This is a genomic window from Leptospira ainazelensis (assembly GCF_016918785.1).
In the GTDB taxonomy this organism is placed as follows: domain Bacteria; phylum Spirochaetota; class Leptospiria; order Leptospirales; family Leptospiraceae; genus Leptospira; species Leptospira ainazelensis.
In genome coordinates, this window is the sequence record NZ_JAFFPT010000025.1 from 242,067 (window position 1) to 254,518 (window position 12,452).

At 41.6% G+C, this 12,452-nt stretch carries 11 protein-coding genes; 7 read left to right on the plus strand and 4 right to left on the minus strand.

Annotation, left to right across the window (positions count from 1 at the left end; all coding sequences use genetic code 11):
• Positions 1-18: 18 nt before the first annotated feature.
• From JWG44_RS07325 to JWG44_RS07350, 6 genes are all read left to right on the plus strand, one after another.
• Entirely contained in the window at positions 19-1,407 is a 1,389-nt protein-coding gene (locus JWG44_RS07325) for an ethanolamine ammonia-lyase subunit EutB (RefSeq protein WP_205274296.1), read from the plus strand.
• Between the two features lie 2 nt (positions 1,408-1,409).
• Entirely contained in the window at positions 1,410-2,177 is a 768-nt protein-coding gene (gene eutC / locus JWG44_RS07330) for an ethanolamine ammonia-lyase subunit EutC (RefSeq protein ID WP_205274297.1), read from the plus strand.
• Positions 2,178-2,264: 87 nt separating this feature from the next.
• Positions 2,265-3,164, plus strand: a complete 900-nt coding sequence (locus tag JWG44_RS07335; protein WP_205274298.1) for a decaprenyl-phosphate phosphoribosyltransferase — start codon at positions 2,265-2,267, stop codon at positions 3,162-3,164.
• 282 nt (positions 3,165-3,446) lie between these two features.
• Positions 3,447-3,953: a thioredoxin-like domain-containing protein gene (locus tag JWG44_RS07340; RefSeq protein ID WP_205274299.1), complete on the plus strand. Its 507-nt coding sequence runs from the start codon at positions 3,447-3,449 to the stop codon at positions 3,951-3,953.
• Positions 3,954-4,179: 226 nt separating this feature from the next.
• The gene (locus JWG44_RS07345) at positions 4,180-5,559 is read left to right on the plus strand and encodes an Lcl C-terminal domain-containing protein (protein WP_205274300.1); all 1,380 of its coding nucleotides are present in this window, start codon (positions 4,180-4,182) and stop codon (positions 5,557-5,559) included.
• Positions 5,560-5,614: 55 nt separating this feature from the next.
• Entirely contained in the window at positions 5,615-6,397 is a 783-nt protein-coding gene (locus tag JWG44_RS07350) for a hypothetical protein (RefSeq protein WP_205274301.1), read from the plus strand.
• Here JWG44_RS07350 and JWG44_RS07355 read toward each other — a convergent pair.
• The 4 genes from JWG44_RS07355 to JWG44_RS07370 all read right to left on the minus strand — a co-directional run bounded on the left by JWG44_RS07355 (position 6,394) and on the right by JWG44_RS07370 (position 11,556).
• Complete coding sequence (locus JWG44_RS07355; RefSeq protein WP_205274302.1) at positions 6,394-7,602, minus strand: acyltransferase family protein; 1,209 nt, start codon at positions 7,600-7,602, stop codon at positions 6,394-6,396. The genes JWG44_RS07350 and JWG44_RS07355 overlap by 4 nt on opposite strands.
• A gap of 55 nt (positions 7,603-7,657) precedes the next feature.
• Complete coding sequence (lepB, locus tag JWG44_RS07360; RefSeq protein WP_205274303.1) at positions 7,658-8,239, minus strand: signal peptidase I; 582 nt, start codon at positions 8,237-8,239, stop codon at positions 7,658-7,660.
• Positions 8,240-8,354: 115 nt separating this feature from the next.
• Positions 8,355-9,890: an LA_3751/LA_3752 family putative glycosyltransferase gene (locus JWG44_RS07365; RefSeq protein ID WP_232371527.1), complete on the minus strand. Its 1,536-nt coding sequence runs from the start codon at positions 9,888-9,890 to the stop codon at positions 8,355-8,357.
• A 67-nt stretch (positions 9,891-9,957) separates the two neighbouring features.
• Positions 9,958-11,556, minus strand: coding sequence for an LA_3751/LA_3752 family putative glycosyltransferase (locus JWG44_RS07370; protein WP_205274304.1), 1,599 nt, complete (start codon positions 11,554-11,556; stop codon positions 9,958-9,960).
• Positions 11,557-11,822: 266 nt separating this feature from the next.
• On the opposite strand from JWG44_RS07370, the gene JWG44_RS07375 reads away from it, so the two are divergent.
• Positions 11,823-12,404, plus strand: a complete 582-nt coding sequence (locus JWG44_RS07375; RefSeq protein ID WP_205274305.1) for an LIMLP_15305 family protein — start codon at positions 11,823-11,825, stop codon at positions 12,402-12,404.
• Positions 12,405-12,452: the final 48 nt, after the last annotated feature.

Here is a 12,452-nt window from a genome sequence, read left to right on the forward strand (position 1 = left end):
AAATAAGAACGTCTGGCCGTGGATTATCGAATTCGAATTCAAAACCGCCACTATCAATTTGCGGATCTGAAAAGTGTTCTCGCGAAGGCAACTCCTCTTCGCTCGGGAGATATTTTAGCCGGAATCGCAGCGGCGAGTTACGAAGAAAGAATCGCCGCTCAGATGATTCTTTCCGATCTTCCTTTAACCTTATTTTTAGAGGAGCTTCTGATTCCTTATGAGGAAGACGAGGTCACTCGTTTGATCGTGGACAGCCACGATCCTGTTGCCTTTTCACCGATCTCTTCTCTCAGCGTGGGAGAATTCCGAGAATTTCTGCTCAACGAGAAAACAGACTCCGAAGTCCTTCGAAAACTTGCATTTGGAATCACTCCGGAAATGGCTGCGGCTGTTTCTAAGATCTGTTCCATTCAAGACCTGATCAGCATTGCAAGGAAGTGCAGGGTCGTTACAAAATTTAGAAACACAATCGGACTTCCGGGGAGACTTTCCGTTCGGCTACAGCCCAATCATCCGACGGACGATCTCAAAGGAATCTCCGCGGGAATTTTAGACGGCCTTCTTTTAGGAAGCGGGGACGCGGTGATCGGAATCAATCCTGCTACGGACAATCTTCCTTCCGTACATTCTCTCTTGAATCTTTTGGACGCTCTGATTCAGAAGTATGAAATTCCCACGCAGAGTTGTGTGCTCAGTCATATCACGACAACTCTCGAATTGATTCGTCGCGGGGCTCCTGTGGATCTTGTCTTCCAATCCATCGGAGGAAGTCAGAAACTCAACGAAAGTTTTGGAATCGATTTGAAACTGATCGAAGAAGCGAAAGATGCCGCGCTTTCTCTCGGACGGGGCGCGGTAGGAGAGAATGTTTTCTATTTTGAAACGGGTCAAGGCGCCGGACTTTCTGCAAATGCTCACTACGATATCGACCAACAAACTCTCGAAACAAGAGCTTATGCGGTCGCCAGAAAGTTTTCTCCCTTGCTTGTAAATACTGTCGTCGGTTTTATCGGACCGGAATATCTCTACAACGGAAAACAAATTCTCAGAGCGGGAATGGAAGATCATTTTTGCGGTAAACTTCTCGGTCTTCCCATGGGGGTCGACGTTTGTTATACAAATCACGCGGAGGCCGACGGGGACGATATGGACACGTTACTCACGCTTTTGGGCGTTGCGGGTTGTAATTATATCATGGGTGTTCCGGGCGCGGACGACGTGATGCTTTCCTATCAAAGTACTTCCTTTCATGATGCGTTGTATCTCCGTCAAGCGCTCGGCCTAAAACCTGCGCCTGAATTTGAAGAATGGCTTCTGCAAAAAGGAATTCTGGATTCGAATTGGATTCCTCTGGAGCAAAAACTACAAACAAGTCTTCTCTCCGATTTGGAAACATTGGCCGGTTGAATATGGACTGGCAGGATTGGAAACAGTGGACGACGGCAAGAATCGGCTTGGGGCGATCGGGAGTTGCACTCCCAACAAAGGAAATCCTACAATTCCGCCTCGATCACGCGAAAGCCAGAGACGCGGTTTGGGCGGAAGTTGACTTTACGGCGCTTGTGGATTTTTTTTCGGAAAGGGACATTTCTTCCGTCATGATCAAATCGAAAGCGACTTCAAGAGAAGAATACTTAGCAAGACCCGATTTGGGAAAAAAAATTTCTTCGCAAAGTTTTCAAATCTTAGAAGAATTTCGGGAAAAGAATTCGAAATTTTCTGAGGACTTTGATCTCAGTCTTGTGATTTCGGACGGGCTTTCCGCAAGCGCGATCCGAGATTCCCTTCTTCCCTTTTTGGAAATATTTTTACCCTCTTTGGAGAATTCCAAAATTAAGATGAGTCCAGTGACCATCGTCAAAAATGGACGAGTCGCGATCGGCGACGAGATCGGTGAGTTTTGGAAATCAAAGGCGGTGATCATTTTGATCGGAGAGAGACCGGGATTATCGACCGAAAATAGCTTGGGTCTTTATCTTACGTATCATCCTTCGAGCGGCCTTACGGATGAAAAAAGGAACTGCATTTCGAATATTCGTTTGGGTGGAATGTCGTTTTCGGACGCATCCAGAAAGGCAACGTATCTCCTTACTCTTTCGCTTCAAAAAAAACTCTCGGGAGTTTATCTCAAAGACGAGGAAACTCGTTCTCTTTCCGAGAACCGTAAAATCGAATAGAAATCTGAACATTACGATCGATATGTTTCCTTTCCGTTCTTGGATTTTCCTTGATGAATTGGGGGATTCTAAGGAATGTAACCGAGTATGCTCTTACAGTATTTGAAATTGCTCCGGATCCATCAATGGATCAAAAACGTAATCATTTTTGCGGGCATTATATTTGCAAAAAAATTAACCGATCCGGAATCTCTTCAGCGTGTAGTTTCCGCATTCTTTTTGTTTTCACTGGTTGCAAGTTGTCAGTATGTAATCAACGATTATCTGGATCGTAAGGAAGACGCGCTTCATCCGGAGAAAAAACACAGACCCCTTGCTTCCGGAAAATTGGATCCTTCGTTCGCTTTATTCATCACCGCGATCATTCTTCCTTTGTCTTTGATCCTTGCTTATCTTTTACATCCGATCTTTTTCGGATTGGTCGCGTTCTATCTTGTCTTTAACGTTTTATACAGCAAGTTTCTAAAACACATGGTGATCCTGGATGTGATGAGCATCAGCATCGGATTTGTGATTCGTGCGATTGCCGGCGCGGTGATTATACACGTCACCTTCTCTTCCTGGTTGCTTCTCTGTACGTTTATGTTGGCGCTTTTCTGGGGTTTTTCCAAAAGAAGGGGAGAGCTTATCATTTTGGAAGGCAACGCTAAAGGTCACAGAAAAATTTTGGACGAATATTCCACGAGCTTTTTGGACATGATGTTGGGGATCGTCGCGACGATGACTCTGATGAGTTACGTTCTTTATGTGACGAGTCCGACTACGATTGCGAATCTTGGAACCGATCAAATGATTTATACGATTCCGATCGTTGTGTATGCGATCTTTCGATCTCTTTACATCATCTATATTAAGAATATGGGACACAACCCTACGAAGGCGATTCTTTCCGATTGGGGGGTTTTGGTTGCCGGTGTGATCTGGGTAGCCTTGGTGATCGCGATCATGTATTCCGGTTTTGGAAAAGGCGTTCGTTTCGATTTATAATTTTTTCTAAATCGCCTTTGTGATCCGGTCAAAGAATGAGAGACGTCGCCCAGTTTTACTTTGAAACGGACTTTAAGTACGATCTAAGAAAAATTCACGGAGAAAATTCGTTCTCGGAATTCCGACCAGTCGTTGTCAGAGAGGATTTTTTCTTAGGAGTTCCTACTTTATTTTGTCGGTAAAATTTCCGATTTCAGTGCAAACGGTCGCTGCAAATTCCAATCTCAAAAATCGGTGATCACGGCTTGTAACAATTCCTAACGTAGATCGAATCTAAAATATATGAAAGAAATTTTTAAAAAGACGGCTAATATCGCACTTTGGGTAGTTCTTTTTCTCATCATTACGATCGGACTTTCTATCTTTAAGGCCTCGGATTTGAAACCTTCCCTTTCATTAAACGGAATGACTCAAACCGACGGGCAAAAATTCGATTCTCAAAATCGAGTTTCAGTCGTTTATTTTTGGGCCACCTGGTGCGGAGTTTGCTCTACGAATCTCCCATTGGTTCAATGGTATTCCAATCTCCTGAAAAACAGCGATCGATTCTCCTTTGTTTCCGTCGAAGAAGGGGAGGACGCTCTGAAACTTGCAAAGTATATCCAAGAACGTGAAGTGAAGTTCAACGTAGTAACGGGAAATTCAAAATTCTTAAATGAATGGAAAGTAAACGCTTATCCCGCTTTTTTTATTTTGGATCGGAATGGAGTGATTCGATTTGCGGATTCCGGTATCATGAATCCCCTCAGTTTGTTTTTAAGAATTTGGATTTCCTTCCTTTTCTTCTGATCGTTTCTTCGATATTTCATATTCGATTTTCTGAATCCTATTCTTAAGTGATCCTGACGATCGGCAAGAACCGCTATTCCTGAAGTTGTAATGAAAAAAAGGACGACTCAATCCGGAAATATTTTTCCTAAAATGGTTCTTTAATTTTGGATAATGATTGTAAAAAGAATCTTTTTTTCATCCATTTCTTATAGAGACCTATTTTTGTTTTAGGGAAATAATTTTAATGCGAACCGATTCCTCTTTCCGATTTGCCATTCTCCCGATTCTTTTTTTCCTGATTTTAGGATGTAAGGAAAAAACCCCGGAAAACGCCTGTGATCCTTCTTCCGAGACTTTTTTAAAAGCCTCGATTCTCAGCTCGGCTTCCGGAAATTTATATCCAGTCTGCGCTCCGGCGCCTCAGTCCTTGAGTTATCCGAGCGCCGTTTTTGCAAACGGAAGTCCGATCAGTTTGGTTCCAAACGCCGTCGGAAACGGACTGAGTTTTTCCGTTTCCCCTTCGCTTCCTACGGGTGTGGTTCTCGATTCGTTTAGCGGTCTTATATCGGGTTCTTATATCGGTTACTCGGGAGTGGACAGAATCTATCAGGTCAAGGCTTCCAATTCTTCGGGAAGCGTAAGTTATTCTTTAGAATTGATTCTTTATGGAATCGCACCTTTGAAGACGGGGCAAACCGTATGTTCCGATTCCGCAGGAGTGGCCATCGCCTGTACGGGAACAAAACAGGACGGAGAATTGCAAAACGGAATCAACCCTAGTTTTTCGGGACCAAATCTGATCACAGGAACCGACTACACGACGACTGATAATTTTTCCGGTTTGATCTGGAAGACTTGTAGCGAAGGGTTATCGGGGCCTGCTTGCGGAAGCGGGGCCTTTAGCACTTTGAACTGGGCAGCGGCCAACACAGCCTGTACCAATCTCAACGCGGGAATCGGTTACGCGAATCGAACCGATTGGAGACTTGCCTCCGCGAAGGAATTGGTTACGATCTTAAGTTATAACGGAGCCGCTCCTGCGACGTATTCGACGCCGTTTCCGGTAACGAACGGTTCAGGGTATTGGAGTATTACTCCCTATGTTCCTTTGATTGCGACCGACAACTGGTATGTTTCTTTTACGGATGGAACGATCGGAGAGACCATCCAGGCAAACACGAATAACGTTCGTTGTGTTTCAGGGTCGTCGCTTCCCGCACAACTTTTCAAAGACAACGGCGATTCCACAGTGACCGACGTAAACACCGGTTTGATTTGGGCCCAGTGTAGCGCGGGTTTGTCCGGAAGCGGATGTGCGACGGGCGCCGTTTCCTTTCCAAATTGGACAAACGCCCTTCTTACCTGCAACAATCTGAGTTTGGCCGGCAGGGTTTGGCGTTTGCCTTCCGTAAACGAATTGAGTAGTTTGACCGACTTGAGCGTCGCAAATCCGGCAATCAAATCTTCTTATTTTCCAGGAACCTTTAACGGGAATTATTGGACTTCGACTACCTATACGAATCCGACCGATGCTTGGATCGTTCAGTTTGGAGCCGGCAATATCGTTACCAATTTGACAAAAGGCGCCACCGCGGGAGTTCGTTGTGTAACAACCGGCCCTTGAGTTTTATGGAATGAGTTCGTTCAGATTCGAATCTCCTCCAACCGATATGTAATGTATGGAGCCTTTTAAGCCAAAACCTCTTCTGAATAAGTCGGAACTCCGGCAGATAAAAAAGTCCAGAACGAGAGTCGAGGGAAAAAAGGTAATCACCGACGACGTCAAAAAACTCAAGTCTCTGAGTGTAACCCCCGACCTTCCAAAAAAAGAACTCATTCAATATTACAAAGAACCGATCTGGATCGAATATTATATTCCTCGAGAATCGAGATTCGCCTACGAAGTAAAATATCTTTTTGTAAAGTTAATCGATCCCATTCCTCGTCCCGAACCGGCGGATAAAATTTTGAGAGAAGCCGTTGCCAAGGGAGAATTTATAGATATCATCGAAGTTCTTTTTCAACATCCCGAAAAGGAAGATCTGATTCGAAGCAGTTATCTGAACACCTTTCCGTTCTTAGAATCCATCTCCGCGAATTATAAACAGTATTTAAAAAGCCAAGACGCTTACGATCTGAGAATTCCCCTTTTTCATACGGAAGCTTTGATGAAACGGGAGCCTACGGTTGCAACTTTGGAATTCATAGGTCCCTTTACGATTCTTAATCTCAATTGGCTGATCCGAAAACTCAACGAAGCGGGAGAAGAATTTTCACTCGAAGATGAAACCATTTCAGTTCTAATCAAAAGAAGGAACGAATACTGGGAACAAAATTCTCTCGAAGTCGATGAGGACTTCGAACTTTTCGCCGCACTTTTTTATGAGCAGGCATTTCCGCACAGAGGTTCCGAGTATGACGACGCCTTGCTCTTGAGAGAAACCGACGACCCTAAAGTCTAACTTAATTTTTTTTGTCTTCCCGTAAGTTTGTCTTTGAGTATCAGGAACGGTTCTTCGATTAACAAAAAGAAGAACCAGGATATAAGAAACGTAACGAGGACCAGATAAACGCTCGTAAGCAAAAACATCCCCACGGTCGGCGTACTTTGCAACAAAGGAAGAATTTTTTTGGCCGCAATCGGAATCGCAAATATATGCCAAAGATACGCCGTATAACCAAGACGCGCAAACGGTCGAAAAACTCCAAGACTGAAAAAACTTTTTAAGAATCCGGGATAAAAGGAAAAATACATAAGAATTCCGAAACCGAAGGAAAGCATAACGGGCCGCAAAACAAGCGCCCAAGAAGTACCCGGGTCGATCTGATGCGCGTAGATCACGATCGCAATTCCAAAAACGAGAATAGAAAGAATTGCCACCTTATATTTTTCGGCTCTTTCCGCGGTAAGAGGAAAGTGGTGAAAAATTTCATACACGATCATTCCCGCAAGAATCGAATCGAATCTCGCGTGAAAATTGTAAGCCGCATCCATATTCGGAGGAAAGGCGAGATTCATTCTTACAAAAAAGGCGGTTAAAAATCCCGCAAAATAAAAAAGAAACCGAACTTGAATGTTCACTCTAAAAAGAAAGACCGCGCAGAGAAACGGAAGAATGAGATAAAAATGTTCTTCGATGGAAAGAGACCATCCTCCGTTGTAAAGATAGTGAGGATAAATATCGGAAAGATAGAATATATCCACCCAGATGTATTCCATTCTTATCTTAGTTTCCGCGATCAAAGAAAGAATCTGCGCGTTATCGATTTGTATGGATTCTAATTTAGCCAATTGCTGGGATTTGCTGTAGTAAAGAATTGCGAGAGCGAAGTAAAACGCCGGAAAAATACGCAACGACCTTTTTATAAAGAATTGTTTGATTTCGAGCTTTCCGTTTCTTTCGTGTTCTCGAAATAATCCCCCGTAGATCAGAAAACCGCTGAGCAAAAAGAAAAAATCCACTCCGGAAGAGAGAGAACCCAGAAACAAACGTAAAGGATCCGGGTCGCCCGGAAGGATCGTTTTTGCAGTAACCCAGGCGTGAAACACGACTACAAATAAAATCGAAATCGCGCGAATTCCGTTTAGATTTTCGTATTCGTTTTCCTTTTTGTAAAAAATAGATAAACAGTATTCTTTTATATTCGTTTTTTTTAAAATACTCATATAGATTTCTTTCTGCGTTTGTTATACTTTTTGTTTGTAGTAAATGTGAGGATGTTCATAAAAAAAGCCAGACTTTTCCTCTGAGTTTTTGAAACGGAACCAAACCGTAGTTTCTAGAATCGGTTGAATTTTCCCGATTGTCCCCCAAAACTAAAAAGTAACCGGGTGGAATTCTTCCCGCGTCGCCGATGGGAACGTTTCCTTTTACCGCGGTCATCGGGATCATGGAAAGGGAAGGCGCGATGGTTTTAAATCCAGGTTTTAAAAACGTTTCCTGAAGAGGACCGTCGTTGATTAGGATTCGATCGTTTTCAAAACGGAAATAATCGCCGGGCAAACCGACGACCCGTTTTAAACTCAGTTCTTCTTCGAGTCCATCCAAAACCAAAACGTCGAATCTGTCGACTTGTCCTTCCAAGAAAGAAATTTCCCATTTTCCGATCCGCGCGGGAAAACCCCATTTGGTCACTAAAATTAGATCACCTTCCTTATAAGAAGGAGCCATCGAATATCCGGAGATAAAGTAGATTTGAAACAAAAAAACCCGCATCAAAATGATCGTAAAAAGAGAAAGAAAGACGGGAGAAATCTTCCAGAGCGTTTTCGAAATCTTCCCTTCTTTTTCGGAGTTTTTCATACGAGACTGGAACAGAATCCGTTGTAAGAGTCAGGAGGAAAAGTCAAAAATTCAACGGAGTATTTGAATCTAAGGGAATTCTTGGTTCACTGTTTTTATTTGAAATAGGCCGACTCTATTTCGGAACCAGCTCAGTGATTTGAATCAAGCTATCTCCTTTTCTAATTTCCGTAATTGTATATCGATCTTTGAGACGATCTTTTGCATATTTATATAAGGATCGGTCCAAGATGTCTTCAATCAGAATGAAAGGTAATTTTCCATTTTCTAAAACGATAGTATTTAGATCTTCCGGTTTTGATAGTAATAATATCGTTTGATCGAGGTAGTTCATGCCGAAGGTATTTGCAATATTATTCTTTTGAGTAACGAAAACTTTCGAATTGTCCCAAGGAATTTCAGATTGAATCTGCGCTAATTGTTGGGAAATTTTTCGCATGGATCGAATCACTTTTTGGTTTAGATTGAGAGAAATAAGAATCAAAAGTCCCAGAGTTATAAAAATAAATTTTTGAAACATCGGCTTTGTGTTTTCAATTCGTTTGAATTCTTTAAGCAGGAGAATCGGGATAAATACGCTGCACGTAAAATACCGGGAACCCCAATCTATATTTGAATCGTTCGGAGTCAAAATGCAAACGAGAATTAGGTTTGTGATGAAGCTTATAATCCAGATTTGCGAACTTTTGAGGATTTTATTCCAATTCCAGATACAAAATCCGATTACAAAAATATACCAAGGAGAATATCCAAAAAAGCCGACTCTTCCATTGCCGCTGATCAGCAAACTTTGGATGCTACCGAATTTTGTGGACCAGTCAAAATCTAGAATTGAATGATTCGACGCAACTCGAGGTCCAAAGAAAGAATCGTAATGAATGAAGTTGTAAATCACAAAGGAAGAAAATAGAATCGAGAATCCGAAAGCGAAAAGAAATCCTTTTAGCGAATCTTCAAATTGAATTTTTCTTAAGCGACTAAATGCGATTAGAAAAAAGGAGAATAAAAAGGAAAAGGCGAATAAGATTACTTCCGGTCTATACCAGCAAGATACTCCGACTAGAATTCCGGAAAAAAAGTAGTGGAATCGATTTTCAGTTAAGAACTCAGATCCTTCCTTCAACAGAAATAAAATTCCCAATAAAACCAAAGTTACGGCAACGGAAACATCCGAAAAAGAAAGAAAATGGTGCAGAAGTGGTGTTCCGATCAAAACCACAATCGGAATCAGATATTGCCTTGTGATCTTGTAGAGTATAATCAGATAAATCCAAAATAAAAATGCGGAAAAGTATAAAATCCCTTCCTGAAATCCGAGGGCCACAAAAGGAGCGGATAGGATCGTATTCGCGAAGGGGAAGGGTGTTATCTTTTCACCGGAGCGAGATGTTGAAGTTCCGATCAAAAAATACTTAAAGTCGGGATCGATGGATTTTCCGAGATAAAAAACCTCTTGAGATTGAAATCCGGATTCTATCCAGCCTTTTGTTTGAAGAACTTTTACCAGACTATCGGCTGCGAATGAGTTTTTAGGTATTGTAAAACAGGTAGCGATTAAACAGAATGAAAGGGTGAGCAGAGCAATGAATACTTGTATAAAAATCCTAAAGAAAGGATTTTCTAATTGTTTGGCGAATATCCGGGTCTTCATAAGCTGTTGTTAAAAACCAATGTTCGTTTAGATTGAAAGTCATCCGGTTTAGAGACAACCGGAAATACTATTCTTTTCTGCTATAAATTCCGTAAAGAATTTCGATGCTTCCCAGACTTTGTTTTTTTAAAATCTGAATCGACCGAATTTTAGAAATGGCTTCCGGATCGAACTGATTGAGATAAGCAAACATTCCGTTTTTTGTATCTTTTTCGTATTTCAGATCTTTCATACCTTCGGTGTATTCTTTTGTATAAGCGAAGTATTCAAATGAAACCGAAGATTTTTTTTGAGACAAGGAGAATTTTTCCAGGAACTCGGCTAACTCCTGTACGTTGGTCGCCTCGTAAACTCTTCCTTGAAAGTAAAGTTCCTCGCCGGCCATTCCTCCGATCAAACCGTTCTGGAAGACCAAAAGATTTTCCTTCGGTTCTTTTAAAATGAATTCCTGAACTCCTTTTGTGTTCTTCGCAAAACCTTTAGTAGTTTTGTAATAGATCCAAGTCGGTATAACGGATATTCCAAGAAGAAGGTAGAATGGAATTCTCCAGAGGTAACTTTTATTTTGTAAAAACCGCAATGCCCTGGATGCAAGAAGAAAAAGTCCGGGTAAACCCGGAGTCAGATAACGGGAACCGAATTCCGCGCCTCCGTCGTTCGGAGCGGTGCTCGCAGAGATCAGAATTCCGAGGATGGACGCTCCGATCATACTTTTTTCCCGATTCTCCATTTTTTTCCAGTTTTTTAAAAAGGAGAATACGAATAATCCGGTCCCGAACAACAAAAACGGAGAATAACCGAAAAGTCCTAATTTTAGATTTCCGTAAAATAAGAGATTTATAAAATTCTTAAATAGATTGGATCCGTCCGCGGTATCGTAATTTGCGTTGAACCTCGGTCCGAGGATCGAATGAAAGAACGTAAAATTGAATCCGCAGTAAACGAGAAAAAACAAAAAAAGAAAAATCGACACTGCGAAAAAAGAGATCCTATGTTCTCTTTTTTTTGAAAACGGGAATTGAAAAAATCCCTCAAAAATCCAATAAATTCCCAAAAAGATCAGATATTCCAAACGGAACCAATAACAAAAAGAAAGAATTACTCCGCTTGCGATCGTTCTGATCGGAGACGGATTCTCCTTTGATTTTTGATAGAGAAAAATCCCCGTAACAAATAAAAAAAGTCCGACTCCGACATCCATAAAAAGATAACCGTTCATCACGATCGGAGTCAAAATCGAAAAAAGAAAAATCTGCCACGAAGGAATTTTATATTCCCGTCCGAGGAGATACAAGGACGAGCCGATCAAAAACGCCGATAAAAAGTAAATTCCGTAGGCGCCTCCGAATGGATAAACGATTGCATAAAGAATTCCTAAAGAGATAGGAAAGGCGATGATCTTGTGACCGTTCGCTATCGACATCTTTAGTAGACTAAACTTGAGTTCCGGATCAAAATCAAAGCCAGGATAAAATACGTCTAGGGACCGAAACCCGCTCAGAAAAATCGATTTCCCAAGAATGAATTTTTCGTAGTGATCGGCGGAAAGAAGATATTTCGGCGGTATGGTTAAATAAAGAAAATACGAAAAAAGAAAAGCGGCCACAATCGAGCCGTATTTGTTTTGAAGAATTCGAACCGATAAATCTTTGAGTTTTGGGATCATTGAGTTATAAAAAATTCAAAAATAGAAAAACCAATTTTAATACATTCGACATAAAAGGAAAAGATTCGGACAAAAGCTTCCTTTCATTTCGAAGTCAGCGTATCGAAATCGGTTTCGAGGTCAATCTGCTTTCAGTTCTTAAAAACAAACCCTTTGTTTCGGGATTTTTTCTCCTTTTTAGGAAACTATTTTTTTAAGAATGAGGAATTGTAAAACTAAGTATTTTTTCATTGATCCATTCCCGGAATCGTGCAAAACTTGAAGTTATGCAACAGGAAACTCCCTCCGATCCAAATCTACTTGGTCAATTTCTTTCCCAGTCTCCGGTAAAGGCTCTGATCGAACGTTACAAATCAGAAAAAGGTAAGGTTCGGAGCTTTATGGAAAAGCTTCCTCTTTACGCGAGCGGATTAAAAGGAACTGAATTTCAAAACGCGGATTCGGTCTTGAGAAAGGAATTGGCTTCTAAAATTTCCCATCTAAAGGAACCGATGCGAAGATTGGAAGAGGCGTTTGTTTCGGCGAGAAAAATGGATCTGATCGGAAGTAGCGAAATCGCAGTCGTTCTTATCGATAAACTTACGAACGCGATTCAATCGGCTGGATACGGACTTACCGGTCTTGGAACCGGACTCAAAGCAACTCAAGAAGAATTGGAAAAACTCGCCGAGTTTGATTTTTCACTTTTTAAAGAAGTGGAAGGGATCGAATCCAAGATCCAGGCTTTGAAAGTGACGGCGGAGTCTTCTGTGGAAGAAGTCCGAAGTTTGGTAAGCGAAATCAGAGTCGCGCTGGACGGTTTGGAAAACGCGTTTCGTTCTCGCAAGGATCTGTTTACGAAACTCTGAACGATATTCAAAGGTCTTATTGGATTGAAAGAATCCGGAACGATCGCG

Coding starts and splice junctions, on each gene's coding strand:
- JWG44_RS07375 (WP_205274305.1), top strand. CDS start 11,823: ATGCAACAGGAAACTCCCTCCGATCCAAATCTACTTGGTCAATTTCTT.
- eutC (WP_205274297.1), top strand. CDS start 1,410: ATGGACTGGCAGGATTGGAAACAGTGGACGACGGCAAGAATCGGCTTG.
- lepB (WP_205274303.1), bottom strand. CDS start 8,239: ATGAAAAACTCCGAAAAAGAAGGGAAGATTTCGAAAACGCTCTGGAAG.
- JWG44_RS07370 (WP_205274304.1), bottom strand. CDS start 11,556: ATGATCCCAAAACTCAAAGATTTATCGGTTCGAATTCTTCAAAACAAA.
- JWG44_RS07350 (WP_205274301.1), top strand. CDS start 5,615: ATGGAGCCTTTTAAGCCAAAACCTCTTCTGAATAAGTCGGAACTCCGG.
- JWG44_RS07365 (WP_232371527.1), bottom strand. CDS start 9,890: ATGAAGACCCGGATATTCGCCAAACAATTAGAAAATCCTTTCTTTAGG.
- JWG44_RS07355 (WP_205274302.1), bottom strand. CDS start 7,602: ATGAGTATTTTAAAAAAAACGAATATAAAAGAATACTGTTTATCTATT.
- JWG44_RS07335 (WP_205274298.1), top strand. CDS start 2,265: ATGCTCTTACAGTATTTGAAATTGCTCCGGATCCATCAATGGATCAAA.
- JWG44_RS07345 (WP_205274300.1), top strand. CDS start 4,180: ATGCGAACCGATTCCTCTTTCCGATTTGCCATTCTCCCGATTCTTTTT.
- JWG44_RS07340 (WP_205274299.1), top strand. CDS start 3,447: ATGAAAGAAATTTTTAAAAAGACGGCTAATATCGCACTTTGGGTAGTT.